The 25,912-nt window shown below is 58.5% G+C and carries 26 protein-coding genes and 4 tRNA genes; 20 read left to right on the forward strand and 10 right to left on the reverse strand.

The annotated features are described in order from the left end of the window. Nucleotides 1-85: 85 nt before the first annotated feature. Nucleotides 86-1,414, reverse strand: coding sequence for a tRNA 5-hydroxyuridine modification protein YegQ (gene yegQ / locus PspCFBP13508_RS12970; RefSeq protein WP_137214737.1), 1,329 nt, complete (start codon nt 1,412-1,414; stop codon nt 86-88). 156 nt (nt 1,415-1,570) lie between these two features. Between yegQ and PspCFBP13508_RS12975 the strand changes: the two genes are divergently transcribed. Beyond that, nucleotides 1,571-2,632, forward strand: a complete 1,062-nt coding sequence (locus PspCFBP13508_RS12975; RefSeq protein WP_137214738.1) for an AI-2E family transporter — start codon at nt 1,571-1,573, stop codon at nt 2,630-2,632. Here PspCFBP13508_RS12975 and PspCFBP13508_RS12980 read toward each other — a convergent pair. From PspCFBP13508_RS12980 to PspCFBP13508_RS12990, 3 genes are all read right to left on the reverse strand, one after another. Then, entirely contained in the window at nt 2,629-2,811 is a 183-nt protein-coding gene (locus tag PspCFBP13508_RS12980; RefSeq protein ID WP_130910467.1) for a hypothetical protein, read from the reverse strand. The two genes, PspCFBP13508_RS12975 and PspCFBP13508_RS12980, sit on opposite strands and share 4 nt — an antisense overlap. A 103-nt stretch (nt 2,812-2,914) precedes the next feature. Continuing rightward, entirely contained in the window at nt 2,915-3,109 is a 195-nt protein-coding gene (locus PspCFBP13508_RS12985) for a hypothetical protein (protein ID WP_016770691.1), read from the reverse strand. A 229-nt stretch (nt 3,110-3,338) separates the two neighbouring features. Next, entirely contained in the window at nt 3,339-3,719 is a 381-nt protein-coding gene (locus PspCFBP13508_RS12990) for a hypothetical protein (protein WP_024013471.1), read from the reverse strand. 243 nt (nt 3,720-3,962) lie between these two features. On the opposite strand from PspCFBP13508_RS12990, the gene PspCFBP13508_RS12995 reads away from it, so the two are divergent. Both PspCFBP13508_RS12995 and PspCFBP13508_RS13000 read left to right on the forward strand, forming a co-directional pair. Beyond that, nucleotides 3,963-4,781, forward strand: a complete 819-nt coding sequence (locus PspCFBP13508_RS12995; protein ID WP_137214739.1) for a shikimate 5-dehydrogenase — start codon at nt 3,963-3,965, stop codon at nt 4,779-4,781. 184 nt (nt 4,782-4,965) lie between these two features. After that, the gene (locus PspCFBP13508_RS13000; protein ID WP_137214740.1) at nt 4,966-5,484 is read left to right on the forward strand and encodes a cupin domain-containing protein; all 519 of its coding nucleotides are present in this window, start codon (nt 4,966-4,968) and stop codon (nt 5,482-5,484) included. Nucleotides 5,485-5,616: 132 nt separating this feature from the next. Here PspCFBP13508_RS13000 and PspCFBP13508_RS13005 read toward each other — a convergent pair whose 3' ends face one another. Then, a complete protein-coding gene (locus tag PspCFBP13508_RS13005; RefSeq protein ID WP_137214741.1) occupies nt 5,617-6,261 on the reverse strand; it encodes a DUF480 domain-containing protein in 645 nt (214 codons plus the stop codon). Nucleotides 6,262-6,386: 125 nt separating this feature from the next. On the opposite strand from PspCFBP13508_RS13005, the gene PspCFBP13508_RS13010 reads away from it, so the two are divergent. Further along, nucleotides 6,387-6,896 carry a DUF1993 domain-containing protein gene (locus PspCFBP13508_RS13010; RefSeq protein ID WP_041477165.1) on the forward strand — a complete coding sequence of 170 codons (510 nt, stop codon included), beginning with the start codon at nt 6,387-6,389 and terminating at the stop codon, nt 6,894-6,896. 158 nt (nt 6,897-7,054) lie between these two features. On the opposite strand, the gene sstT is transcribed toward PspCFBP13508_RS13010, so the two are convergent. Then, on the reverse strand, nt 7,055-8,287 hold the full coding sequence (gene sstT / locus PspCFBP13508_RS13020; protein ID WP_024013468.1) for a serine/threonine transporter SstT: 1,233 nt from the start codon (nt 8,285-8,287) through the stop codon (nt 7,055-7,057). A 307-nt stretch (nt 8,288-8,594) separates the two neighbouring features. On the opposite strand from sstT, the gene PspCFBP13508_RS13025 reads away from it, so the two are divergent. After that, the gene (locus PspCFBP13508_RS13025) at nt 8,595-9,752 is read left to right on the forward strand and encodes an MFS transporter (RefSeq protein ID WP_024013467.1); all 1,158 of its coding nucleotides are present in this window, start codon (nt 8,595-8,597) and stop codon (nt 9,750-9,752) included. Here the strand turns inward: PspCFBP13508_RS13025 and nhaR are convergent. Further along, a complete protein-coding gene (gene nhaR, locus PspCFBP13508_RS13030) occupies nt 9,747-10,646 on the reverse strand; it encodes a transcriptional activator NhaR (RefSeq protein WP_137214743.1) in 900 nt (299 codons plus the stop codon). The genes PspCFBP13508_RS13025 and nhaR overlap by 6 nt on opposite strands. Before the next feature lie 133 nt (nt 10,647-10,779). Between nhaR and PspCFBP13508_RS13035 the strand changes: the two genes are divergently transcribed. Then, nucleotides 10,780-11,022 carry a hypothetical protein gene (locus PspCFBP13508_RS13035; RefSeq protein WP_137214744.1) on the forward strand — a complete coding sequence of 81 codons (243 nt, stop codon included), beginning with the start codon at nt 10,780-10,782 and terminating at the stop codon, nt 11,020-11,022. Nucleotides 11,023-11,051: 29 nt separating this feature from the next. Then, a complete protein-coding gene (locus tag PspCFBP13508_RS13040; protein ID WP_071172950.1) occupies nt 11,052-11,801 on the forward strand; it encodes a TerC family protein in 750 nt (249 codons plus the stop codon). Between the two features lie 258 nt (nt 11,802-12,059). On the opposite strand, the gene PspCFBP13508_RS27425 is transcribed toward PspCFBP13508_RS13040, so the two are convergent. After that, entirely contained in the window at nt 12,060-12,227 is a 168-nt protein-coding gene (locus PspCFBP13508_RS27425) for a hypothetical protein (RefSeq protein WP_178083741.1), read from the reverse strand. Between the two features lie 235 nt (nt 12,228-12,462). Here PspCFBP13508_RS27425 and PspCFBP13508_RS13045 point away from each other — a divergent pair, with 235 nt between their 5' ends. The 3 genes from PspCFBP13508_RS13045 (at nt 12,463) to PspCFBP13508_RS13055 (ending at nt 13,650) form a co-directional block, all read left to right on the forward strand. Then, nucleotides 12,463-13,134 carry a peptidase C39 family protein gene (locus PspCFBP13508_RS13045; RefSeq protein WP_137214745.1) on the forward strand — a complete coding sequence of 224 codons (672 nt, stop codon included), beginning with the start codon at nt 12,463-12,465 and terminating at the stop codon, nt 13,132-13,134. Nucleotides 13,135-13,224: 90 nt separating this feature from the next. Beyond that, nucleotides 13,225-13,431: a DUF6021 family protein gene (locus tag PspCFBP13508_RS13050; protein ID WP_024013462.1), complete on the forward strand. Its 207-nt coding sequence runs from the start codon at nt 13,225-13,227 to the stop codon at nt 13,429-13,431. 12 nt (nt 13,432-13,443) lie between these two features. Then, entirely contained in the window at nt 13,444-13,650 is a 207-nt protein-coding gene (locus PspCFBP13508_RS13055; protein WP_137214746.1) for a hypothetical protein, read from the forward strand. A 53-nt stretch (nt 13,651-13,703) separates the two neighbouring features. On the opposite strand, the gene pbpG is transcribed toward PspCFBP13508_RS13055, so the two are convergent. Together pbpG and folD are read right to left on the reverse strand one after the other, a co-directional pair. Next, nucleotides 13,704-14,642 (reverse strand): D-alanyl-D-alanine endopeptidase, encoded by a 939-nt coding sequence (gene pbpG / locus PspCFBP13508_RS13060; RefSeq protein ID WP_137214747.1) that lies wholly within the window; start codon nt 14,640-14,642, stop codon nt 13,704-13,706. 230 nt (nt 14,643-14,872) lie between these two features. After that, a complete protein-coding gene (folD, locus tag PspCFBP13508_RS13065; protein WP_016775338.1) occupies nt 14,873-15,727 on the reverse strand; it encodes a bifunctional methylenetetrahydrofolate dehydrogenase/methenyltetrahydrofolate cyclohydrolase FolD in 855 nt (284 codons plus the stop codon). 275 nt (nt 15,728-16,002) lie between these two features. On the opposite strand from folD, the gene PspCFBP13508_RS13070 reads away from it, so the two are divergent. From PspCFBP13508_RS13070 to PspCFBP13508_RS13115, 10 genes are all read left to right on the forward strand, one after another. Beyond that, nucleotides 16,003-16,079: transfer RNA gene (locus PspCFBP13508_RS13070), tRNA-Arg, on the forward strand. A gap of 32 nt (nt 16,080-16,111) precedes the next feature. Next, nucleotides 16,112-16,187, forward strand: a tRNA-His gene (locus tag PspCFBP13508_RS13075). A gap of 57 nt (nt 16,188-16,244) precedes the next feature. Beyond that, nucleotides 16,245-16,329: transfer RNA gene (locus tag PspCFBP13508_RS13080), tRNA-Leu, on the forward strand. A 77-nt stretch (nt 16,330-16,406) separates the two neighbouring features. Then, a tRNA-His gene (locus PspCFBP13508_RS13085) sits at nt 16,407-16,482 on the forward strand. A 401-nt stretch (nt 16,483-16,883) separates the two neighbouring features. Then, on the forward strand, nt 16,884-18,194 hold the full coding sequence (tig, locus tag PspCFBP13508_RS13090) for a trigger factor (RefSeq protein WP_016775337.1): 1,311 nt from the start codon (nt 16,884-16,886) through the stop codon (nt 18,192-18,194). Between the two features lie 92 nt (nt 18,195-18,286). Next, nucleotides 18,287-18,922 (forward strand): ATP-dependent Clp endopeptidase proteolytic subunit ClpP, encoded by a 636-nt coding sequence (gene clpP, locus PspCFBP13508_RS13095; protein ID WP_016775336.1) that lies wholly within the window; start codon nt 18,287-18,289, stop codon nt 18,920-18,922. A 112-nt stretch (nt 18,923-19,034) separates the two neighbouring features. Then, nucleotides 19,035-20,318, forward strand: coding sequence for an ATP-dependent Clp protease ATP-binding subunit ClpX (gene clpX, locus PspCFBP13508_RS13100; protein ID WP_016775335.1), 1,284 nt, complete (start codon nt 19,035-19,037; stop codon nt 20,316-20,318). A 163-nt stretch (nt 20,319-20,481) separates the two neighbouring features. Continuing rightward, nucleotides 20,482-22,878 (forward strand): endopeptidase La, encoded by a 2,397-nt coding sequence (gene lon / locus PspCFBP13508_RS13105; protein WP_016775334.1) that lies wholly within the window; start codon nt 20,482-20,484, stop codon nt 22,876-22,878. A gap of 149 nt (nt 22,879-23,027) precedes the next feature. Further along, nucleotides 23,028-23,300 carry an HU family DNA-binding protein gene (locus PspCFBP13508_RS13110; RefSeq protein WP_003183171.1) on the forward strand — a complete coding sequence of 91 codons (273 nt, stop codon included), beginning with the start codon at nt 23,028-23,030 and terminating at the stop codon, nt 23,298-23,300. Nucleotides 23,301-23,527: 227 nt separating this feature from the next. Then, entirely contained in the window at nt 23,528-25,399 is a 1,872-nt protein-coding gene (locus tag PspCFBP13508_RS13115; RefSeq protein ID WP_137214748.1) for a SurA N-terminal domain-containing protein, read from the forward strand. Nucleotides 25,400-25,912 lie beyond the last annotated feature (513 nt).

Genomic DNA, 25,912 nt, shown 5'->3' on the forward strand with positions numbered 1-25,912 from the left:
TGTGGGAGCGAGCCTGCTCGCGAAGACGGCATCGGCTTCACCAGCAAATCACGGCCATGCTGCGAGTGCCAGACAAAATCGCCAGTCAACCAACACGCAAATCCCGCATCAACAACCCAAAGCGCAAATCCACTGCGTCCGGTATCGGCACGTACACCGTATGCCCGTCCCCCGGCGCCACTTCGATCGCTTGCCCGCTGACGCTCTGCAATTCATGCAGATCAAAATGGAAATTGCCCTTGGGCGTCATCAGTTCCAGATGATCGCCCACGGCAAAACGATTTTTCACTATCACTTCGGCCAGGCGATCCCGGCGCTCGCCGGTCAGTTCGGCAACGAACTGCTGCCGCTCCGCTACCGAACTGCCGTGCTGATAGTTCTGATATTCGTCATGCACATGCCGGCGCAGAAAACCTTCGGTGTAGCCGCGCTGGGCCAGCGACTCGAGATCCAGCATCAGGCTGCGATCAAACTCGCGCCCGGCCACGGCATCATCGATCGCCCGGCGATATACCTGGGTGGTGCGCGCGCAGTAGAAATGCGATTTGGTCCGGCCTTCGATTTTCAATGAATGCACGCCCATACGCGTCAGCCGCTCGACATGCTGCACCGCGCGCAGATCCTTGGCGTTCATGATGTAGGTGCCGTGCTCGTCCTCGAAAGCCGGCATCAATTCATCGGGGCGGTTGGCTTCCTGCAACAGGAAGACCTGATCGGTCGGAGCGCCGAGGCCCAGGGTCGGCTCGGGTTGAAAGGTCTGCACGATCTCGCCGAGCTGGTTTTGCGTGGCTTCCTGCGCCGTGTATTTCCAGCGGCAGGCGTTGGTGCAGGTGCCCTGATTGGCATCGCGTTTGTTCATGTAACCGGAAAGCAGGCAGCGCCCGGAATAAGCCATGCACAGCGCGCCATGCACGAACACTTCCAGCTCCATGCCCGGCACCTGCTCGCGGATTTCACCGATTTCCTCGAGCGACAGTTCGCGCGACAGAATGATCCGGCTCAGCCCCTGTTGCTGCCAGAACTCGACGCTCGCCCAGTTCACCGTGTTGGCCTGCACCGACAGGTGAATCGGCATCTGCGGAAAATGTCGGCGCACCAGCATGATCAGGCCCGGATCGGACATGATCAGCGCATCCGGGGCCATCTCGATCACCGGCGCCAGATCCTTGAGAAACGTCTTCAGCTTGGCGTTGTGCGGGGCGATGTTGACCACCACGTAGAAGCGCTTGCCCTGCGCCTGCGCCTCACGGATGCCCAGCGCCAGGTTGGCGTGGTCGAATTCGTTGTTGCGCACCCGCAGGCTGTAGCGCGGCTGGCCGGCGTATACCGCATCGGCGCCATAAGCGAAGGCGTAACGCATGTTTTTCAGGGTGCCGGCGGGGGCGAGAAGCTCGGGGGCGATGAGAGTTGGCATTTGGGTGTCGGTCGCAAAAGCCGCGCAGGGTAGGGCAGCTGTTGCGAGGGTTTATTGATCTGGATCTATGCTCCATGAATAAACATGGCACTCACGCGCTCGGCGGCTGACTAAGTGGGGCGGGCGTGCGTGACGCCTGACTGACATGGACCGGATATGAACGAAAAGAGTCTGCAATTCAAATCCCTGACAGTGCTGCTGGTGCTGGTCACGGTGGCCTTCATCTGGATCCTGCTGCCGTTCTACGGCGCGGTGTTCTGGGCTGTCATCCTCGGCATTCTGTTTGCGCCGGTGCAGCGCAGGGTGCAACAGAAATTCGGCTGGCCACGCAACGTAACGTCGCTGTGCACCCTGAGCCTGTGTCTGGTGATCGCGATTCTGCCGGTGATCATCGTCAGCATCCTGCTGGTGCAGGAAGGGGCGACGGTCTACAAGAACATCGAAAGCGGTGAACTGGATATCGCCGCGTATCTGGCGCAGTTCAAACACAGCCTGCCGCCGTATTTCCAGAACCTGCTCGATCGTTTCGGTGTGGGCGAACTTGACAGCCTGCGCGAGAAGATCGTCAAAGCGGCGATGCAGGGCAGCCAGGTGCTGGCGACTCAGGCGTTCAGCTTCGGCCAGGGCACGTTCGAATTCGTGGTGAGCTTTTTCATCATGCTTTACCTGCTGTTTTTCTTCCTGCGTGACGGCCCCGAGCTGGCGCGCAAGATGCGCACTGCCGTGCCGCTGGAAGAAAACCACAAGCGTCGCCTGCAACTGAAGTTCAACCGCGTGGTGCGCGCCACGGTCAAGGGCAACGTGGTCGTGGCCGTGACCCAAGGCGCGCTGGGCGGGCTGATTTTCTGGTTTCTCGATATTCCCAGCGCATTGCTCTGGGCGGTGCTGATGGCGTTTCTGTCGCTGTTGCCAGCAGTCGGCGCGGGGATTGTCTGGGCGCCGGTGGCGGCGTACTTCCTGCTTAGCGGCATGATCTGGCAGGGCGTGGTGCTGGGCTTGTTCGGCGTATTCGTGATCGGCCTGGTCGACAACGTGCTGCGCCCGATACTGGTGGGCAAGGACACGAAAATGCCCGATTACCTGATCCTGGTCTCGACCCTTGGCGGCCTCGCAGTCTTCGGCCTCAACGGCTTTGTGATCGGGCCGCTGATTGCCGCGTTGTTCCTGTCGAGCTGGGCGCTGTTCGTCGAGACCAAGCCCAAGGTGCAACTGCCTTAAGCACGGAACGAGGCGCTGGCGACCTGTTGCGATAAAGCCTGCGCTGCCGGCAACGAAGTGAGCGGGCCGCTGATCGGCTCGCCATCGCGCACCAGATACCAGCAGGCGAGCAAGCCCGAGGCGCGGAGTGAAGCGGGAACTGCGCTGCCGATCACCGACATGATTTGAACCTGTGCCATGGGGAAACCTCCATCAAACTGATGGGGCTACCTTAGGGGCTCGTTGGCGCTGCGGAAAATCAACGCTTTCGATAGTGGTCATTGATGCCAGTGAGGTCTGCCGTCATTCGACCACTTGATCGAGCATGTGCATGACTTCGCGTTCATTGAGCAGGCCCTTGTGCACGAGGTTTTCGGCGAGCAGGGAAAGCAGCTTGGCGCAGCGATGGCCTTCCAGATGCTTGAGTTCGGTGAGCGCGCTGTACACCTTGCTCGAGGTGCACAGACCGACGATGCGGTGCGGGTTTTGTGTGGGCATACAGTCGTCCTTGTTGTTATCGATCTGTTGTTTACGGACGGATTCAGATTGCGGTTCCGTCATGACAAAGCGGTGACCGTTTGATGAAAAAAGCCCGACGGTCGATTCCATCATGCCGACTTTAGCTGCTCGAACTGTCCTCACAGCGACCTTGGCGAGATTTTTTCAGACGTTGGCCGACCAGCGGTCATAAAAAAGCCCCGCTCGAAAGCAGGGCTCTGTGTTGCGCTTACCAGCGTGGACCGCCGTAGTAGCCATGCGGGCCGCCGTAGTAGCCGTGGGGACGACCGTAATAACCACGAGGCGGGCCATAGTAGACGGGGGCCGGCTGCACGTAGACCGGTTGTTGCACATACACCGGCGCCGGTTGGTAGTAGACCGGTGGCGGCGGTTGCTGCACGTAGACCGGTTGCGGCTGAACATAAACCGGTTGTTGCTGCACATACACCGGTCGATCCTGGTTGATCAGTGCCGAGCCGATGATGGCCGAGCCGACGATCGCGCCAAACACTGCAGGGCCCTGCCAGCCATGGCCACCACCCGCTTCAGCCTGGCCGGTGACGGCAAGTGCGCCAATCAACAAAGCCATGATGGGAAGTTTACGAATCATGATAAGTCCTCGGTTCTTCGACCCGGCGCCGCGGCCTGAATCAGGCCCACAGTTGTCGCGGGGATACAGCTAAGACAGCAAATTTGCGAAATTCAGCACAGCCGCTGGGTAAATTTTGTGTAAGGTCTGTACCGGCTTCTTTACCCGGCTGCGCGGCGCCACAAACAAGCCTAAATGATGATTCAGAACCCGGTGGGCTGGCCAATCCCGTCCATCCGAAAGTGCGTTTGAAGGAGAAGTTTCATGCAGATGAACCCGAACAAAGACACCCAACTGTGCATGTCCCTGTCGGGGCGGCCGGGGAATTTCGGTCTGCGTTTTCACAACCATTTGTATGAACAGCTGGGCCTGAATTTCTACTACAAGGCGTTCAGCAGCCAGGACCTGACCGGCGCGGTCGGCGGCATCCGGGCACTGGGCATTCGTGGCTGCGGCGTGTCGATGCCGTTCAAGGAGGCCTGCATTGCGCTGGTCGATGAACTGGATGCCTCGGCAGCGGCGATCCAGTCGATCAACACCATCGTCAACACTGGCGGCCATCTCAAGGCCTACAACACCGACTACATCGCTGTCGCGCAGTTGCTGGAGAGCCACGCGGTGCCGAAACATTCAACCTTCGCCCTGCGCGGCAGCGGCGGCATGGCCAAAGCGGTGGCCAGCGCCCTGCGCGATGGTGGCTACAAGAACGGTTTGATTGTCGCCCGTAACGAGCGCGCCGGCCGCGCCCTGGCGGATTCGCTGGGTTATCGCTGGCAGGCCGAGCTTGGCAGCGAGCGCCCGCAGATGCTGATCAATGTCACCCCGGTAGGCATGGACGGCGGGCCGGAGGCGGGGCAACTCGCGTTTGAGCCTGAAGTGATCAAAGCGGCTGAGACTGTATTCGACGTGGTGGCAATCCCTTCGGAAACCCCACTGATTGTGCGTGCACGAGCCGAGGGCAAGCGGGTAATCACCGGGCTTGAGGTGATTGCGATTCAGGCGCTGGAGCAGTTTGTCCTGTACACCGGAGTGCGGCCGAATGAGGCGCAGTTTGCGGCGGCGGTGGATTTTGCGCGCAGCTGAGTTTGGCGGTGGCTGAGTGGCCCTCTTCGCGAGCAGGCTCGCTCCCACAGGTTGCGCTGGAATGCGATTGAATGTGGGAGCGAGCCTGCTCGCGAAGGCGGCGCTGCGGTTCTGGATCACTATCTATAATCCTCGCCAGCACGCACAGACCTGCCCACCAAAAAAACCATAACCGAGGCCGCCCATGCATCCGCCCATCCTCAACCTGAACGAGGTCGAACTCGAAGCCCTTCCCGAAGCCCTCGCCCCTGAAGGCGACACTGCCGGGCGTTATCATCAGCGTTTCGCGCGGATCGGCCAGCAACTGGGTGCACAGAAACTCGGTTATCGCCTGTATGCACTGCCAGCGGGCATGCGCGGCAGTCCGTTCCACAGCCATCGGGTCAATGAGGAGATGTTCTACGTGGTGGCCGGGGAGGGCGAGGTGCGCTTGGGAGGCGAGCGTTTTCCGATCCGCGCCGGTGATGTGATTGCCTGCCCACCGGGCGGACCGGAAAAGGCTCACCAGATCATCAATACCAGTGCGGATGAGCTGCGTTATCTGGCGATCAGCACTCAGCAGCAGCCGGAGATCTGCGAGTATCCGGATTCGAACAAGTATGCGGTGATGGATAATTTCGCGGTGGATGCCGAGGGCAACGCCTCGGGCTTTGTCGCTGTCGCGCGGCAGGTGGATGGGGTGGATTATTGGGATGGGGAATGAAGCGGGCAGCTGAATATCGCGCAGACCCTGTGGCAGCGAGTCTGCTCGCGAAGGCGATGGGTCATTCGAGATCGTGGTGACTGACACTACGCTTTCGCGAGCAGGCTCGCTCCAACAATGGCTTTGCGGTGGTTATTCGAGGCGGGCCAGGCGTTCTTCCAGCGCTGCGATCCGCGCTTCCAGTTCCTCGATACGCTCCAGTGAAACGCCACCGCTCGATCGCTCCCCGGGATTCTGCCGCGCCGCCAGGATCGCTTCGATATCCGCCGGATCGCCCAAGGCATGGGTATAACGATCCTCACGCTGCCCGGCCTGACGCGGAATCAATACCGCCAGACCGCGTGCGATCAGGCGTTCAAGCTGATGAATCACCTGCTCGGCGTCTTCGAACTCGTGCATGCGCCCGCTGCGGGTGAGCAGTTCATTGACGGTTTGCGGGCCGCGCAGAAACATCAAACCCGTCAGAATCACCTGCGCCGGCACCAGTTCCAGCGCCTTGTCGACCTTGTGCTCCCAGCGGTCGGCACGGCTGCCCATCACCAGCCGGGTGAAACCACGCCCCTCCAGCGCCCGCAGGCTTTGCCCGACCTGACCCTGATTGAGGTTCATCACCGGTTCGCGACTGGTTTTCTGATTGCAGGCCAGCACCAGCGCATTGAGGGTCAGCGGATAGGTTTCCGGACTGGTGGCCTGTTTTTCGATCAGCGCACCGAGAATGCGGATTTCCGTGGCATTGAGCCGTGGTTGGTCGGAGGTGGGTTCTTGTTCGTTGCTCATCGCGCGTTCCCTCTGCAGTCGAAGCCGCCTAGCCTAGTCCTTGCCAAACAAAAGGCAAGCCGTGTGCTCATCAAGCATGGCTATAATCGCCACCACGTATTACCCAGCCATCACATGAGATTGCCATGACCATTTCACTGTACGCCGCATCCGTCCCGGTTTTTCAACAAATGCTCAACGCCCTGAGCGATGTGCTGAAAAAGGCCGAAGCCCACGCCAGCGCGAAAAACATCGACCAGAGCGTCTTCCTGCAAGCGCGTCTGTACCCGGACATGTTCCCGCTGGTGCGTCAGGTGCAGATCGCCGTGGATTTCGCCAAAGGCGTGTCGGCGCGTCTGGCTGAAGTCGAACTGCCGAAGTACGACGACACTGAAACCACCTTCGCCGAACTGCAAGCGCTGATCACCAAGGTCCTGGCGTTCATTGGCGAGATCAAGCCAGAGCAGATCGATGGCAAGGAAGGCATCGAAATCGTCACCCGTCCGGGCACGCCGAAGGAGAAGCGCTTCAGTGGTCAGGCGTATCTGCTGACTTACGGCTTGCCGCAGTTCTTCTTCCACGTCACCACCACCTATGCGCTGCTGCGTCATAACGGCGTTGAAGTGGGCAAGCGCGATTACATGGGCGCGTTCTAAACCCCCGGATACGAAAAAGCCCGCCAAGGTTCGCGCCTTGGCGGGCTTTTGTTTTTCTGTGGGAGCGAGCCTGCTCGCGAATGCGGCGTATCAGGCGATATTTATGCTGAATGTCTCGCCCCTTTCGCGAGCAGGCTCGCTCCCACAAGGTAAGGCGGTTACGCCGTACGCTGAGCCTTCTCTTCTTCGCCCAGGCAAGCCGCCGCGGTAAACAGTACGTCAGTCGACGAGTTCAGCGCGGTCTCCGCCGAATCCTGCAGCACGCCAATAATGAAGCCCACTGCCACGACCTGCATGGCGATCTCGCTCGGGATGCCGAACAGGCTGCACGCCAGCGGAATCAGCAGCAGCGAACCACCGGCCACACCGGACGCGCCACAGGCGCAAATCGCGGCGACGACGCTGAGCAGGATCGCGGTCGGAATGTCCACAGCGATGCCCAAGGTGTGCACCGCCGCCAGGGTCAGCACGGTAATGGTGATCGCCGCACCGGCCATGTTGATGGTCGCGCCGAGCGGGATCGATACCGAGTAGGTGTCTTCGTGCAGGCCCAGGCGCTTGCTCAATTCCAGGTTGACCGGAATGTTCGCCGCCGAGCTGCGGGTGAAGAACGCGGTGATGCCGCTTTCGCGCAGGCACATCAGCGTCAGTGGATACGGGTTGCGGCGCAGCTTCCAGAACACGATCAGCGGGTTCATCACCAGCGCGACAAACAGCATGCAGCCCAGCAGCACTGCCAGCAGGTGCGCGTAGCCGAGCAGCGCGCCAAAACCGGAGGTGGCCAGTGTCGACGCGACCAGGCCGAAGATGCCCAGCGGCGCGAAGCGAATGACCACGCGGACAATCACGGTGACGCCGTTGGACAAGTCACCGAGCACTTCGCGAGTGGTGTCGCCGGCGTGGCGAATGGCGATGCCCATGCCGATCGCCCAGGCCAGAATGCCGATGAAGTTGGCATTCATCAGCGCGCTGACCGGGTTATCGACGACGCTCAGCAACAGGCTTTGCAGCACTTCGCCGATGCCGCCGGGCGCCGTCACGGCAACGTTTTCGGTGGATAACACCAGATTCGACGGGAACGCCATGCTGGCGACCACGGCCACCACCGCAGCGCTGAATGTACCCAGCAGGTACAGGAACAGGATCGGCCGGATGTGGGTTTCCTGGCCGTGCTTGTGGTTGGCGATCGAGGCCATCACCAGCACGAACACCAGAATCGGCGCCACGGCTTTCAACGCCGAGACAAACACCTTGCCGATGAACGCGGTGGACTTCGCCAGCTCCGGTGCAATCAGGGCCAGGGCAATACCGGCGATCAGACCAATGACGATCTGGCTGACCAGACTCAGGCGTTTCAGGCGTTGCAGTAACGAAGGGGATGAAGCGGTCATAGCGGCATCTCTGTTTTTTATTGGGTGCGAAGCGTCGTGGGCAGTCACGAAACGCCTGTCGAAGTGACATCAACGCCGCCAAACGGCACGTTGAACAGCTGTACGATTTTCAGGGCGCGGACTTTATCACAGCGTAGGCGTGAACCTTCAGGCCTGTGACGATCTGCCACCGGATCGACCCGGCAGATCAGCAGTTTTGGGCAACTCACTGCGGGCGCAGTCTGTTAAGCTTCGCCATCCTCATTTTCAAGTTCTGCCAGCGGGCCTCCGGGTCATCGCTGGTGTCGTCGTTTTGCTGGAGTTGCGCATGCTGTTGCCTATTCTTCTGTTGTCCGCCGCCGGATTCACGGTGCTGACCACGGAATTCGTCATTGTCGGCCTGTTGCCGGCGATTGCCCGAGACCTCGAAGTCAGCATCCCGCAAGCCGGGCTGCTGGTGACCTTGTTCGCCTTTACCGTGGCGCTGTTCGGCCCATTCCTGACCGCTTATTTCGCCCGTTTTGAACGGCGCAAACTGTTCATCAGCATTCTGATCATGTTCGGTCTGGCCAATACCGTTGCAGCGTTGGCGCCGAATATCTGGGTGATGGCCATCGCGCGTCTGATTCCGGCGTTGGGTTTGCCGGTGTTCTGGGCATTGGCCAGTGAAACCGCCGTCGACATCGTCGGCCCGGATTTCGCCGGCCGCGCCATCGCCAAGATCGGCTTCGGTATCGTCTGCGCCACGGTGTTCGGCATTCCGGTCGGCACGCTGATTTCCGACGCGTTCGGCTGGCGCAGCGCATTCGGCATTCTGGCGCTGATCGCGTTTGCCAAAGCCTTGCTGCTGTTTGTCTACCTGCCGAAAACCAGTCTGCACCAGCATCAGGTCAGCTTCCGTTCGCAGTTCAAGATCCTGCGCAGCCCGCTGATGCTCGGCCATATCTTGTTGTCGATCCTGGTGTTCAGCGGCATGTTCACCGCTTACACCTACCTTGCTGACATCCTCGAACGACTTGCCGGTTTCAACGGCACCGTGGTCGGTTGGTGCCTGATGGCGTTTGGCGCCGTCGGGCTGATCGGCAACTCGCTCGGTGGGCGTGCGGTGGATCGGCATCCGCTGGGGGCGTCGGTGTTGTTCTGTGCGTTCATGATCGCCGGCATGGTTTCGCTGGTGCCGAACATTCATTCGCCAGTCGGCCTGGCGGTGGCGATGGGTATTTGGGGCGTGACCCAGGCGGCGCTGTTCCTGGTCAGCCATGTGCGCCTGATGAAAGCCGCACCGGAAGCGCCGGCCTTCGCCGCGTCGCTGAACATCGCCGGGGCCAATCTCGGTATCGGCCTGGGCGCGATGGTCGGCGGCCGGGTGATCGACAGTGCCGGCCTGGGCTTTCTGGGCTTTGCCGCTGCCGGCTTCATTCTGCTTTCGGTGTTCCTCGCCATGGTGCTGATGACGCTGAAACCGCGGGAAGTTTGCGCTTCATAACCCGGTAAACAACTCGCGTCGGGCACCTTCGGTAATCGCTACGATGCCAGGGTGCTTGACCTTGCGTTCCACCGAAATGGCATAGAACGACTCGCTCACGGCGTCGGTCTGGCCGATCACCTCGACGCCGTACTGGCGCTTCACTTCCTCGGCAATCACGCTCGGGCCGATAAAGATCCCGCTGCCGGATTGGCCGAAGGCCTGCATCAAAGCGCTGTCATCGAACTCGCCGACAATCTGCGGCTGGATCTGCTGTTCGGCGAACCAGCGTTGCAAACGGCTGCGCACCACGGTTTCCGCGCCGGGAATCAGCAACGGTGCGCCGTGCAGGCTGCGCGGGAAATCCTGGCCATACTGCGCGGCAAGTTCGGCGGTGGCGAAGAAACTGATTCCGCACTCACCGAGCTTCTGGCTGTAGCCTTTGATGTCCAGATGCGAGGGCATCGGGCTGTCGGAAATCACCAGATCCAGACGCTGAATGGCCAGATCGGCGAGCAGGCGTTCGAGTTTGTCCTCGCGGCAGGTGATGCGCAGCGGCTCGCTCAATTCCATGGTCGGCGCGATCAGGCGATAAACAATCGATTTGGGCACCACGTCGGCCACGCCGACGCGAAAGAGGATCTGCTGCTCGTTGGGCTGCGCTCGCAGCATCAGCTCCAGCTCGCCGCCCAACTGAAACATCTGCTCAGCGTAGGGCAGGGCCTGGCGCCCGGCTTCGGTGAGTTCCAACTGGCGGCCAACCCGGCGAAACAATTCCACGCCATAGGTTTGTTCAAGCAGTGAGATCTGTCCGCTGATGGTCTGTGGCGTCAGGTTCAGTTGCTCGCAGGCGCGGACGATGCTGCCGGTTTTGGCCACAACCCAGAAGTAATGCAGTTGTCGGTAATTAAGCATATCGGTCGCCACTTCGTGAAAACCGAAGTATAGCCGCTAAAAATACGAATTTTCCTGAAGTGTTCATCTCCCTAGAATGCCCAGCCATCGACGGCCGGTGTGTGCGCCAGTCTGTTCATTCGAAGGAAACCTTATGAAATACACATTTCCCGCAGTGATGTTTGCGTCTTTACTGGTTCTGGCCGGTTGTGATCAGGCGGAAAAAAGCGCCCAACAACTGATGGGTGCGGCGGCTGAAACCGCCAAACAAGCGATTGACGACACCCATAAAGCCGCTGAGCAAGCGCTCAGTGATGCCACCGGTGGTTTGATCGAGAAAAAAGAAACCCCGGAAAAATCAGCGGAAGAATCCGAATCTTCCTCCAAGACCATCTAAACCGTCTTACACAGAGTCAGGACTGACCCATGGAATATCTGTTAGAACTCGCCGCCAGCCCCACCGCTTGGGTTGCTTTGGCCACACTGGTGGTAATGGAAATCGTGCTTGGCATCGATAACCTGATCTTTATTTCGATCCTGACCAACAAGCTGCCCGAACAGCATCGGCAGAAGGCGCGCCGTATCGGTATCGGCATGGCCCTGATTCTGCGTCTGGCGTTGTTAAGCACCATCGCGTTCATCGTGCAGTTGACCGAGCCTGTGATCGAAATTCTTGGCCAGGCGTTCTCCTGGAAGGACATGATCCTGATCGCCGGTGGCCTGTTCCTGGTGTGGAAAGCCACGACCGAGATCCATCACAGCATGGACCCGTCGCCGGAAGACCCGAAAACCGCGACTTCGACCGTAACGCTTGGTTTTGCCGCAGCTATCGGTCAGATCCTGATGCTCGACATGGTGTTCTCGATCGACAGCATCATTACCGCTGTCGGCATGACCGAACACTTGCCGATCATGATCATCGCGGTGGTGGTGTCGGTGCTGGTGATGCTGCTCGCGGCTGACCCGCTGGCCAAGTTCATCAACGATAACCCGACGGTGGTCATGCTGGCGCTGGGCTTCCTGATCATGATCGGCATGACGCTGATCGCCGAAGGCTTCGGCGCTCACGTACCGAAAGGTTATGTGTACGCGGCCATGGCTTTCTCGGCCGGTATCGAGGTGTTGAACATGATGTCGCGCCGGGCGAAGCAGAAGAAGGTTGCTCAGCAGGCGTAATTGCTGAGAACACAAAAACCGCCTGGGCTGGTTGAGCTCGGGCGGTTTTTTTTCGCTTTGATATTGGTGTGTTTGAGAACCAGCCCCTCATCGGAACGCCGCCCGCCCAGCCCTCTCCCGAGGGAGAGGGAGACGATTTTTGGGCTTTTCAAATGCTGAGTTCGGCTGGATATTTCAAGTCGGCGTAACTCAAAAGAACAACCCCGGTCAGTTCCCTCTCCCTCCGGGAGAGGGCTAGGGTGAGGGCGCTTTTAATCTTCAATGCGCAGTAACGTGCCGCACTGGGTGCTTCTCTGTCTTCTCATCCGGCATCGTCTGCACCGGATGATGATGGCGCCGCGAAATCCGCAGCACGCCCCACAACATGGCAGTCGCCACGGCCAGCCAGCCGGCTATCAACATCACGATGGTCATGGTCAGGCTCATTGGTGCCTCCTCTTCGCCCTGCATCGGGCGCCCGCTTTTCGCAATTCGCTCTATTTCAGTGACAGTCTAGTCAATGGGGTGTTTCAAGCTATTGACCAAAGGTCGTTAGTCACCAATCAGTTTGCTCTATGCAATCGCAGAGTCTGCGGTTTAAGGCTATACCGCGGGCGGGTGCGGCTCTATGATCGCTGGCGTTGCCGGAACACGATGACCGGCGTCTGGAAGAGAGTGACTGATGGTGCAGGTATTTTCTCGAGTGCGCGGAGCGTTGCTTGCCGGCGCTTGCGCGGTGGTGCTGAGCGGATGTGCAGGTAATGTAGCGCCTGAAGTCAAACGCTTGCCGGAGCGGGTTGAGCTCAGCGGCACCTTCTATCGTGGCGAAGCCAACCAGAGTGGGCCACAGGTGCTGGCCAGTCTGCTGTCGCAACAAGGCATCGTCATCACCCCGGGCCTTCTGGAAAAACCGCTGCACTTGCCGGGTGCTGAGGACAAATTGCAGCAGAACATGCAGAACCTCGCCCGCGAATACGGTCTGGTGGTTTATCCGCTCGACAGCAAGCTGCCGGCCTTGCTGACCCAAGTCGCAGCGGGCTACCCGGTCATGGTGCGTTTCAGCGAAGGTTCGGCATTCTGGGCCGAGCCGCGTTACGCGATCCTGTCCGGCTACGATCGCAATAAACAGAAGGTCCTGCTGCGCGCCGGCATGAACCGTCGGCAGTTGATGGATTTCGGCAGCTTTCAAGCAGCGCTCGAAAAGGCCGGTGGCTGGGCAATCCTGATTCAGAAACCGGCGCAGATCCCGGCAGCCGTCGACCGCTCCCGTTGGCTGAAAGCCGCCGATGAACTGGCGCAGGCCGGTGAGGAAAACGCTGCGGCGCAGGCTAGAAAGGCTTTGGCGGCGCAATAAGCCTCCGTTCGTCATCTGCCGGGCACGACTGCGCCCGGCCAGCCTCTGAAGATTAATGCCCGTGCTTCGCGGGTGAATCAAGGAGGCAACATGGCAGATTCCCCAAACCCGAAAGGCCCGCACTCGTCCGAACATTCCTCGGGTGATGATCTGGGATTCGATCCGGATTCGCCGGACCTTGACGATCCGCAAGTCGATCCGGTCGGTCCGGCCAAAGCGCCGCTGGATGTCGAGCCCGGTGAGGATCCGAAGAAACCGGCCAAGCCTTATGATCCGTTAGCCGATCTGAAACCTTGATGTGAGGTGCATATGAGTACCGATTCAAGCTTCGATGACCACAAACCTGACAGCGTACCGACCACTTCGGAGCCAGAAGTTGATCCTGTGCTGGATCCAGACAGCCCGATGCGCGACCCGCTGGCGCGGCCAAATGTGCTGACTCCGGACGTTTCGCCAGAGCCGAGCTCTGGCGATGGCATCCCCGATGACGACAAGATGCCGCTGCCCAACGACTGATGCGCAGACGAAAAAAGCCCCGAAGATTCGGGGCTTTTTCATCAACGCTGGATTTACTTGGCCGCCTCGACTACGCCGCTCTGACGGCTCTTGAGGTTCTTGTCGGCTTTGTATTGCTGTGCCACCGCAGGCACATTGGCGCTGCGGCCGGTTTCCACCCAGCTGCGGATGCGGCTGGCATCGGCAAAATGCGTGTATTTGCCAAACGCATCGAGAATCACCAAGGCGACCGGACGGTTGCCCATCTTCGTCACCAGCACCAGGCAATGGCCGGCCGGGTTGGTGAAGCCGGTCTTGGTGATCTTGATGTCCCAATCGGCCTTGTTGACCAAGTGGTCGGTATTGCGGAAGCCCAGGGTGTAGTTGGGCTTGCGGAACGCCACGGTTTTTTCCTTGGTGGTGGTCAGTTGCACCAGAAGCGGTTGCTTGTGCGCAGCCACCAGCAGTTTGCTCAGGTCGCGGGCGGTGGAAACGTTGCGCTCCGACAAGCCGGTCGGCTCGACAAAGTGCGTGCTGGTCATGCCCAGCGCCTTGGCCTTGGCGTTCATTGCCGCGATAAAAGCAGCGTAGCCGCCGGGATAGTGATGGGCGAGGCTGGCGGCGGCGCGGTTTTCCGAAGACATCAAGGCGATCAGCAGCATCTCGCGGCGCGGCAGCTCGCTCTTGAGTTTGACCCGGGAGAACACGCCCTTCATTTCCGGAGTGTTCCTGATGTCGACATCGATCCATTCGTCCATGTTCTGTCGAGCTTCTACCACGACCAGGCCAGTCATCAGCTTGCTGACGGAAGCGATCGGCACGATCACGTCAGGGTTGCTGGAATAGATGACTTTATTGGTCTGCATATCCATGAGCAGGGCGCTGCCGGACGCGATCTTCAAAGTCGAAGCGTCACGTGGGACAGCGGTGGTTTCCGCAGCGTTGATCGTTGGCGTGATGAATGTGCCTGTAACAGCAAACAACAGGCTCAGAATCGAGAGACGAATTTTCACGCGGGCGAACTCTAAAAGGTTGGATATACCGTTAGTTTGTAACGGGTTATTTCTTTAAACCGGCGCATTTTAGGAGTATGGCTGAAGAACTGTCGATGGTTGTTTGAAAGACCTGAAAATCTCGTGAAAAGGCCTGTAAAAAGAGCGGTTTCCGGCGAACGGTTGAAGTTTTTTCTCAGACATGAAAAACCCCGCACGAGGCGGGGTTCTGGTGCAGCGGAAAAATTCGATCAGACGTGCAGGGTTTCTGCGGCGTAGAGCGTGTTTTCCAGCAGGCAGGCGCGGGTCATCGGGCCGACGCCGCCCGGTACCGGCGTGATCCAGCCAGCGCGGGGCAGGGCGGTTTCGTAGACGACGTCACCGACCAGTTTGCCGTCGTCCTGACGGTTGATGCCGACGTCGATCACGATCGCGCCTTCCTTGATCCACTCGCCCTTGACCAGGCCCGGCTTGCCGGCGGCAACGACCACCAGATCAGCGCGGCCGACGTGGCCCGCCAGATCCTTGGTGAAGCGGTGAGTGACAGTGACGGTGCAGCCGGCCAGCAACAATTCCATGGCCATCGGGCGACCGACGATATTGGAGGCGCCCACGACTACCGCGTCCATCCCGTAAAGATCAGCGCCAGTGCTTTCCAGCAAGGTCATGATGCCTTTCGGGGTGCAGGGGCGCAGCAGCGGGATGCGCTGGGCCAGGCGGCCGACGTTGTACGGATGGAAACCATCGACGTCTTTGTCCGGGCGAATGCGTTCCAGCAGCTTGGACGCGTCGAGGTGTTCGGGCAGAGGCAACTGCAGGAGAACGCCGTCGATGGCCGGGTCGTCATTGAGGCGATCGATCAGATCGGTCAGAGCGTCCTGAGTGGTGTCGGAGGGCAGGTCGTAGGCTTGAGAGAGGAAGCCAACCTCTTCACAGTCTTTACGCTTGTGCGAGACATAAACCTGAGAGGCAGGATCGCTGCCGACCAGGATCACCGCGAGGCCGGGGGTGCGCAGGCCTTGCTGGCGACGCTCGGCAACTCGTTGGGCGATCTGCTGGCGCAGGCTGGCGGCGATCGATTTGCCGTCGATTAGTTGTGCAGTCATTGCGCGTGATTAACCATCGAGAGGGGAAAAAATGAGAACGCATTCTCGCATGTCGAGCGGTGAGGGCAAAGGCGCTTGGTCAGCAAATTCCTCTAACTCCTTTAATTAAATGAATTTTTTTCAAAAAGGATTTGACGACCTTTGGAGCCCTCTATACTATTCGTCGCACTTGTCGGGCACAGCCTAGCACTGGTTAAGAAGGTGAAGCGGAATCAAGGTTCTGCGACACTGGAAAGCACTTAGTTTGTAGTCCTTTAAGAGTACAGATTAACAAGGCGCCCGTAGCTCAGCTGGATAGAGCATCCGCCTTCTAAGCGGATGGTCGCAGGTTCGAGTCCTGCCGGGTGCGCCATTAGGCAGCTTTGGCACAAGTAACGCGATATGGTGGGCGTAGCTCAGTTGGTAGAGCACGGGATTGTGACTCCCGTTGTCGTGGGTTCGATCCCCATCGTCCACCCCATATTTCGAAAGGCGCCAGATTTAACGGTCTGGCGCCTTTGCTTTAAAAGCTTCATCCGCGGATGTGGTGGAATTGGTAGACACACTGGATTTAGGTTCCAGCGCCGCGAGGCGTAAGAGTTCGAGTCTCTTCATCCGCACCAAATAAAGCTTCATCTGTGCCTAGGGCCTGATGAAGTTTCGACAAAGAAGTTGTTTGGCTTTTTTGTTACGCAATATGGTGGGCGTAGCTCAGTTGGTAGAGCACGGGATTGTGACTCCCGTTGTCGTGGGTTCGATCCCCATCGTCCACCCCATATTTCGAAAGGCGCCAGATTTAACAGTCTGGCGCCTTTTTTGTTTTAGCGGTTTCGAAGTCCGGCCATGGTCGATTTCGAAGCGCAGGGCAGGGCACTTCATCGCTTTTAAAGGATCGGATGACGCTGAACTGCTCGTCGTTCCGGTTTTGCTGGAATGGCTGTCGGGGCGGATTGGATTGTTTCTTCTATATATAGAAGCGTTGATGCAGAGCCCTGACCTGAGCACTTGTATTCGCCAGTGGAGTGAAAGGCATTCGTGCAGCGCTCCCTGAAAATTGCCTGCTGTTTTTTTACCCGTTTCCAGTAGGGTGACTTCTTGAGTTTGACCCACTAGAATGCATGCCCTTGATTCTGGGGTCGGAAACGGCCGGCTAACGTCTGTGCAACGAGGAATATCCATGCAAGTTTCTGTTGAAAATACTACTGCTCTCGAGCGCCGCATGAGCGTCACCGTGCCGGCAGAGCGCATCGAGACTCAGGTCAACAAGCGTCTGCAGCAGACTGCCCAAAAGGCCAAAATTGCTGGCTTCCGTCCAGGCAAAGTGCCAATGAGCGAAATCAAGCGCCGTTTCGGTGCTGATGCGCGTCAGGAAGCTGTAGGCGATGTGATCCAGTCTTCGTTCTACGAAGCTGTGGTTGAGCAGAAGCTCAACCCTGCCGGTTCGCCTTCGATCGAGCCAAAGTCGCTCGAAGCGGGCAAGGATCTGGAATACGTTGCTGTATTCGAAGTCTTCCCTGAGTTCACCGTTGCTGGCTTCGAAGGCATCACCGTTGAGCGTCTGAGCGCTGAAGTGGCTGACGCTGACCTGGACAAGATGCTCGACATCCTGCGCAAGCAGAACACCCGTTTCGAAGTGGCCGACCGTGCCGCGCAGAACGAAGACCAACTGAACATCGATTTCGTTGGCAAGGTTGACGGCGAAGTGTTCGCTGGCGGCTCCGCCAAGGGCACTCAGCTGGTACTGGGTTCCGGCCGTATGATCCCGGGCTTCGAAGAAGGCCTGGTTGGCGCTAAGGCTGGCGAAGAGCGCGTTCTGAACCTGACCTTCCCTGAGGACTATCAGAACCTGGACCTGGCTGGCAAAACCGCCGAGTTCACCGTGACCGTCAACACTGTGTCCGAGCCTAAGCTGCCTGAACTGAACGAAGAGTTCTTCGCTCAATTCGGCATCAAGGAAAGCGGCATCGACGGTTTCCGCACCGAAGTTCGCAAGAACATGGAGCGTGAACTGCGTCAGGCGATCAAATCCAAGGTCAAGAATCAGGTAATGGACGGTCTGCTGGCCACCAACCCGATCGAAGTGCCAAAGGCTCTGCTGTCCAACGAAGTTGACCGTCTGCGCGTGCAGGCTGTTCAGCAGTTCGGCGGCAACATCAAGCCAGACCAGCTGCCGGCCGAGCTGTTCGAAGAGCAAGCCAAGCGCCGCGTCGTGCTGGGCCTGATCGTTGCTGAAGTGGTCAAGCAGTTCGACCTCAAGCCTGACGAAGCTCGCGTTCGCGAAATGATTCAGGAAATGGCTTCCGCTTACCAGGAGCCAGAGCAGGTCGTGTCGTGGTACTACAAAAACGAGCAGCAACTGAACGAAGTGCGTTCGGTTGTGCTGGAAGAACAAGTTGTGGATACTGTTCTGCAGAAAGCTAGTGTGACCGACAAATCGGTCTCCTACGAAGAAGCAGTCAAGCCGGTAGAAGCTCCAGCAGCCGACTGATTGATTTTGCGTTAGAAGTGCACACCATAAGCCAGCTCTCGAGCTGGCTTATGCGTATTCAAGACATAACTATTTGGGAGCGACTGCAGAGCATGTTCCGTAATTCTTATATTCAGCAGAACTCTGATATCCAGGCCGCCGGCGGCCTGGTCCCGATGGTTGTCGAGCAGTCCGCTCGTGGCGAACGCGCCTACGACATCTACTCGCGCCTGCTCAAGGAGCGAGTGATCTTTCTGGTGGGCCCGGTAGAGGACTACATGGCCAACCTGATCTGTGCGCAACTGCTGTTCCTTGAAGCGGAAAACCCGGACAAGGACATCCATCTGTACATCAACTCGCCGGGCGGTTCGGTAACTGCAGGCATGTCGATCTACGACACCATGCAGTTCATCAAGCCGAACGTATCGACCACCTGCATCGGTCAGGCCTGCAGCATGGGCGCATTCCTGCTCACCGCAGGTGCTCCGGGCAAGCGTTTCTGCCTGCCGAACTCGCGCGTGATGATTCACCAGCCACTGGGCGGTTTCCAGGGTCAGGCGTCGGACATCGAAATCCACGCCAAGGAAATCCTCTTCATCCGCGAGCGTCTGAACATGCTGATGGCCAAGCACAGCGGCCGTACTCTGGAAGAAATCGAGCGCGATACCAATCGCGACAACTTCATGAGTGCCGAAGCTGCGAAGGAATACGGCCTGATCGACGAAGTGATCAACCAGCGTCCAGCTTAATATAAGCAGCGCAAAACAGGCCTGATCGGCATGTCCGATCAGCGGCGGGCTTGAAAAAGCCCGCAATAGCCTTCATCTTGTGTTGCAAGCCTATCGGATTTGGATCGAACGAATGACTGACACCCGCAACGGCGAGGACAACGGCAAGCTGCTCTATTGCTCCTTCTGTGGCAAAAGCCAGCATGAAGTGCGCAAATTGATTGCCGGCCCCTCGGTCTTTATCTGCGACGAGTGCGTCGACCTGTGCAATGACATCATCCGCGAGGAGGTGCAGGAAGCACAGGCCGAAAGCAGCGCGCATAAATTGCCTTCGCCTAAAGAAATCAGCGGCATCCTTGACCAGTACGTCATTGGTCAGGAGCGTGCGAAAAAGGTTTTGGCCGTAGCGGTGTACAACCACTACAAGCGCCTGAACCAGCGTGACAAAAAGGCTGACGACGTCGAACTCGGCAAGAGCAACATCCTGCTGATCGGCCCGACAGGCTCCGGTAAAACCCTGCTGGCCGAAACACTGGCCCGCTTGCTGAACGTTCCGTTCACCATCGCCGACGCAACTACCCTCACCGAGGCAGGTTACGTGGGTGAGGATGTCGAGAACATCATTCAGAAGCTGCTGCAGAAGTGCGATTACGACGTAGAGAAAGCCCAGATGGGCATTGTCTACATCGACGAAATCGACAAGATTTCCCGCAAGTCCGACAACCCGTCGATCACCCGTGATGTTTCCGGTGAAGGCGTGCAGCAGGCCTTGCTCAAGTTGATCGAAGGCACGGTCGCTTCCGTACCGCCGCAAGGTGGCCGCAAGCATCCGCAGCAGGAATTCCTGCAGGTCGACACCCGTAACATCCTGTTCATCTGCGGCGGCGCGTTCTCTGGCCTGGAAAAGGTCATTCAGAATCGTTCCACCAAGGGCGGCATCGGCTTCAACGCCGAAGTGCGCAGCAAGGAAGAGGGCAAGAAAGTCGGCGAATCCCTGCGTGAAGTCGAGCCTGACGATCTGGTCAAGTTCGGTCTGATCCCGGAATTCGTCGGTCGTCTGCCGGTCCTGGCGACACTGGACGAGCTCGACGAGGCTGCGCTGATGCAAATCCTCACCGAGCCGAAAAATGCTCTGACCAAACAGTATGCCAAGCTGTTCGAGATGGAAGGCGTGGATCTGGAATTCCGTTCCGACGCGCTGAAATCGGTCGCCAAGCGTGCCCTGGAACGTAAAACCGGTGCCCGTGGCCTGCGTTCGATTCTCGAAGGTGTATTGCTCGACACGATGTATGAAATCCCCTCGCAGTCCGAGGTGAGCAAAGTCGTGATCGATGAAAGCGTCATCGAAGGCAAGTCCAAGCCACTGTATATCTACGAAAACAGTGAGCCGACGGCCAAGGCAGCGCCGGACGCGTAAGCGTTTACCGCGCCGAAATAAGGAAGGGGCCTTCGGGCCTCTTTTTTTTTATGTCATTTTTTACCTCCGCTTTACGCTTGTTTTTTTTCGAGGCAGCCCCCATCTTGGTTTCAAGCTTAATTCCATCTGATTACGGCCATACGGCCGCCGTAGAGGCGAAATCATGAAGACAACCATCGAATTGCCTCTCCTGCCATTGCGTGATGTCGTGGTTTATCCGCACATGGTTATCCCGCTGTTCGTGGGGCGCGAGAAATCCATCGAAGCCCTCGAGGCCGCGATGACGGGTGACAAGCAGATTCTGCTGCTGGCTCAGAGAAACCCGGCTGACGATGATCCCGGTGAAGACGCTCTCTATCGCGTGGGTACGATTGCCACGGTTCTGCAGCTGCTGAAGCTGCCTGATGGCACCGTCAAGGTTCTGGTCGAAGGTGAGCAGCGTGGCACCGTCGAACGCTTCAGCGAAGTCGATGGCCACTGCCGCGCCGAAGTCTCGCTGATCGAAGAAGTCGACGCCGCCGAGCGCGAGTCGGAAGTCTTCGTGCGCACGCTGCTGTCGCAGTTCGAACAATATGTGCAGCTGGGCAAGAAGGTTCCGGCTGAAGTCCTGTCGTCGCTCAACAGCATCGATGAGCCGGGGCGTCTGGTCGACACCATGGCCGCGCACATGGCGCTGAAAATCGAGCAGAAGCAGGAAATCCTCGAGATCATTGATCTGTCGGCCCGTGTCGAGCACGTGCTGGCGCTGCTGGATGCTGAAATCGATCTGTTGCAGGTTGAAAAACGCATCCGCGGTCGCGTCAAGAAGCAGATGGAGCGCAGTCAGCGCGAGTACTACCTGAACGAGCAGATGAAGGCCATTCAGAAAGAACTCGGCGACGGCGACGAAGGCCACAACGAAATCGAAGAGCTGAAAAAGCGCATCGATGCGGCCGGCCTGCCAAAAGATGCCCTGGCCAAGGCGACTGCCGAGCTGAACAAGCTCAAGCAGATGTCGCCGATGTCGGCTGAAGCCACCGTGGTGCGCTCGTACATCGACTGGCTGGTGCAGGTGCCGTGGAAGGCGCAGAGCAAGGTTCGCCTCGACCTGGCCCGTGCAGAAGACATTCTCGACGCCGATCACTACGGCCTCGAAGAGGTCAAGGAGCGCATCCTTGAATACCTCGCCGTGCAGAAGCGTGTAAAGAAAATCCGTGGCCCGGTGTTGTGCCTGGTTGGTCCTCCAGGCGTGGGTAAAACCTCGCTGGCGGAGTCGATTGCTCATGCCACCAACCGCAAATTCGTGCGCATGGCCCTGGGTGGCGTGCGTGATGAAGCGGAAATTCGTGGTCACCGCCGGACCTACATCGGTTCGATGCCGGGAAGATTGATTCAAAAGATGACAAAAGTGGGCGTACGCAACCCGCTGTTCCTGCTCGATGAAATCGACAAGATGGGCAGCGACATGCGTGGCGACCCGGCGTCGGCGTTGCTGGAGGTGCTCGATCCCGAGCAAAACCACAACTTCAACGATCACTATCTAGAAGTCGATTACGACCTGTCCGATGTGATGTTCCTGTGCACCTCGAACTCGATGAACATCCCGCCAGCGCTGCTGGACCGGATGGAAGTGATCCGTCTGCCGGGTTACACCGAAGACGAGAAGATCAACATCGCCGTTAAATACCTCTCGCCGAAACAGATCGCCGCTAACGGTCTGAAGAAGGGCGAGCTGGAATTCGATGAGGAAGCGATCCGCGACATCATCCGTTATTACACCCGTGAAGCGGGCGTGCGGGGCCTCGAGCGACAGATCGCCAAGGTCTGCCGCAAGGCAGTGAAAGAGCATGCGCTGGAAAAACGCTTCTCGGTAAAAGTGACAGCTGATCTGCTCGAGCATTTCCTTGGCGTGCGCAAGTTCCGCTACGGCCTGGCCGAGCAGCAGGATCAGGTGGGGCAGGTGACTGGCCTGGCGTGGACTCAGGTAGGCGGCGAATTGCTGACCATTGAAGCCGCCGTGATTCCAGGTAAAGGCCAACTGATCAAGACCGGCTCGCTCGGTGATGTGATGGTCGAATCGATCACTGCCGCACAGACCGTTGTGCGCAGCCGCGCCAAGAGCCTGGGCATCCCGCTGGACTTCCACGAGAAGCGCGATACCCACATTCACATGCCGGAAGGTGCCACACCGAAAGACGGCCCTAGCGCTGGCGTGGGCATGTGCACGGCGTTGGTCTCGGCATTGACCGGCATTCCGGTGCGCGCCGATGTCGCCATGACCGGTGAAATCACCCTGCGTGGGCAAGTGCTGGCAATTGGCGGTTTGAAAGAAAAACTGCTGGCGGCACATCGCGGCGGAATCAAGATTGTGATTATTCCGGAAGAAAACGTCCGCGATCTGAAGGAGATTCCTGACAATATCAAGCAGGATCTGCAGATCAAACCGGTTAAATGGATTGACGAGGTCCTGCAAATTGCGCTGCAATACGCGCCGGAGCCCTTGCCGGATGTGGCTCCGGAGATAGTTGCCAAGGACGAAAAACGCGAGTCTGATGCCAAGGAAAGAATTAGCACGCATTAATACGTTTTAGCCTGGGGGGCTTTCCTTGACAGCATTTTAGAGCCCTTGTTATAAAGCGGCTCTTAAGTGTCTGTAGGCCATTCAGCACTCGTTTTTGCTTTCACCAAAAAACTTAGAAACATCTCAAAATAGATATAAGGGGACTTAGAGTGAACAAGTCGGAACTGATTGATGCTATCGCTGCATCCGCTGATATCCCGAAAGCTGCTGCTGGCCGTGCGCTGGACGCTGTAATCGAATCCGTCACTGGCGCTCTGAAGGCTGGCGACTCCGTTGTTCTGGTTGGTTTCGGTACTTTCTCCGTGACTGACCGTCCGGCTCGTACCGGTCGCAACCCGCAAACCGGCAAGACTCTGGAAATCCCGGCTGCCAAGAAGCCAGGTTTCAAAGCCGGTAAAGCACTGAAAGAAGCTGTTAACTGAGTTTTCAGGTTTTTACCCATCCGGGTCGGGGTCAAGCCTGACTTGGCAGCGGAGCGGTAGAGCAGGTGGCTGGAACAGACGCCTGTAACGCCGGGATCGAGGGTTCGAGCCCTGTCCGCTCCGCCAGTTACGAGAAGGCGCATCCTCGGATGCGCCTTTCTTCTATCCGGATTCTACCCACGCTCCACGGTTGCCTAAATTGAAGTTCAACCGTTTCTGGGGGACGCATGCTGCAGAATATCAGGGACAATTCACAAGGCTGGATTGCCAAGACCATTATCGGGGTCATCGTTGCACTGATGGCCCTGACCGGTTTCGATGCCATTTTCCAGGCCACGACTCACAAGAACGAGGCGGCCAAGGTCAACGGTGACGAAATCAGCCAGAACGAGCTGAGCCAGGCCGTTGACATGCAACGCCGTCAGCTGATGCAACAGCTGGGCAAGGACTTCGATGCTTCCTTGCTCGACGAAAAGATGCTGCGCGAATCGGCGCTCAAAGGCCTGATCGACCGCAAGTTGCTGCTGCAAGGCGCCGAACAGGCGAAGTTCTCGTTCTCCGAAGCCGCGCTGGATCAAGTGATCCTGCAGACGCCTGAATTCCAGGTTGACGGCAAGTTCAGCTCCGAGCGTTTCGACCAGGTGATTCGTCAGCTGGGTTACAGCCGCATGCAATTCCGCCAGATGCTGGCTCAGGAAATGCTGATCGGCCAGTTGCGCGCTGGTGTTGCCGGCAGCGGTTTCGTCACCGACGCCGAGGTGCTGGCATTCGCCCGTCTGGAAAAACAGACCCGTGATTTCGCCACTCTTAACGTCAAGGCTGACCCGGCTGCGGTCAAGCTGACCGATGACGAGGTCAAGGCTTACTACGACGAGCACGCCAAGGAATTCATGACGCCGGATCAGGTGATCATCGATTACGTCGAGCTGAAGAAGTCGTCGTTCTTCGATCAGGTCGCGGTCAAGGATGAAGACTTGCAGGCGGCGTATCAGAAAGAGATCGCCAACCTGTCGGAACAGCGTCGTGCCGCGCACATCCTTATCGAAGTGAACGACAAGACAACCGAAGCGCAGGCCAAGGCGAAGATCGAGGAAGTCCAGGCGCGTCTGGCCAAGGGCGAGAAGTTCGAAGCGCTGGCCAAGGAGTTTTCGCAGGATCCGGGCTCGGCCAACAATGGCGGTGACCTCGGTTATGCCGGTCCTGGCGTTTACGACCCGGCTTTTGAAAAAGCCCTGTACTCACTGTCGAAAGACCAGGTGTCCGAGCCGATTCGTACCGACTTCGGTTATCACCTGATCAAGCTGTTGGGCGTGGAAGCGCCTGAAGTGCCGACCCTGGCCAGCCTGAAAGACAAGCTGACCCGCGAACTGAAAGCGGCTCAGGTCGAGCAGCGCTTCGTTGAGGCGACCAAGCAACTGGAAGACTCGGCGTTCGAAGCCTCCGACCTGGCGCAGCCGGCAGCGGATCTGAAACTGACCGTGCACACTTCCAAGCCGTTCGGCCGTGAAGGTGGCGAAGGTGTTGCGGCCAACCGTGCCGTGGTCACTGCTGCGTTCAGCCCGGAAGTGATTGATGAAGGTGCCAACAGCACCGCCATCGAACTGGACCCGGAAACGGTGATCGTGCTGCGTTCCAAGGAGCATCTGAAGCCTGCGCAACTGCCGCTGGAAAGCGTGAGCGCGGCGATTCGCACTCAGTTGACCAAAGAGCACGCCAGTGCCGAGGCCAAGACCCGTGCCGAGAAGCTGATTGCTGATCTGCGCGACGGCAAGGCGCCGCTGGACAAGGCCATTGACGGTCAGAACTGGAAGACCACCGAAGCGGCCACCCGTGGTCAGGAAGGGGTTGATCCGGCTGTGCTGCAGGCACTGTTCCGTATGCCGAAGCCGGCTGCCAAGGACAAGCCGACGTTCTCCAGCGTTACGTTGCCGGATGGCAGTCTGATGGTTGTGCGACTCAACGGTGTTAACGAAGCTGCTGCGCCTACTGATGAAGAGAAGGCGCAATATCGTCGCTTCCTCGCTTCGCGTGAGGGGCAGCAGGACTTTGCGGCGTATCGCAAGCAGTTGGAAGCTGAGGCGAAGATCGAGCGGTTCTGATCTTTTGACTGACGTTTGAAGGAGCCCCGGCCTGATTGGTCGGGGCTTTTTTGTTTTTGGTGGCTTGGCGGCCTTTGGGCCGGCCATGCTGTTGGGTTTTGGGTGAATATCCGTTTTTTGCGGTGTAGCGGCTGGCGGTTTCGCCCTTACGGCGAGTCACCTTTTCCAAACGCCGAAAAGGTAACCGAAAAGGCTTGCTCCTACGTTCGGCCCTCGCAGGCTCGGGTTCCTTCGCTACGGGACTGATCCGGGCGCAGCGGCTCCGGTTTGCTTCGCTGCACCTCCTTCCGCTGTGTCTGGCTGCGCCAGACGGTCGCTGCGCTCCCACGCCCGGATCAATCCCTGCGCTCAGCCTTCCGACGTCGCCGGTGGATCAAGATCAAAAGCACTCGAGCTTGCGCTCATTGTTGAGTGGGGCGGCTTTGCCGCGGGCAGCTGCGCTGCTTTGCTTTTCTGTGCGAGCCATGCTTGCGATGGCGCTCTGCTGGTCAACGAATTACTATCGAATCCACG

The organism is Pseudomonas sp. CFBP13508, from assembly GCF_005233515.1.
GTDB classification, from domain to species: domain Bacteria; phylum Pseudomonadota; class Gammaproteobacteria; order Pseudomonadales; family Pseudomonadaceae; genus Aquipseudomonas; species Aquipseudomonas mercuritolerans.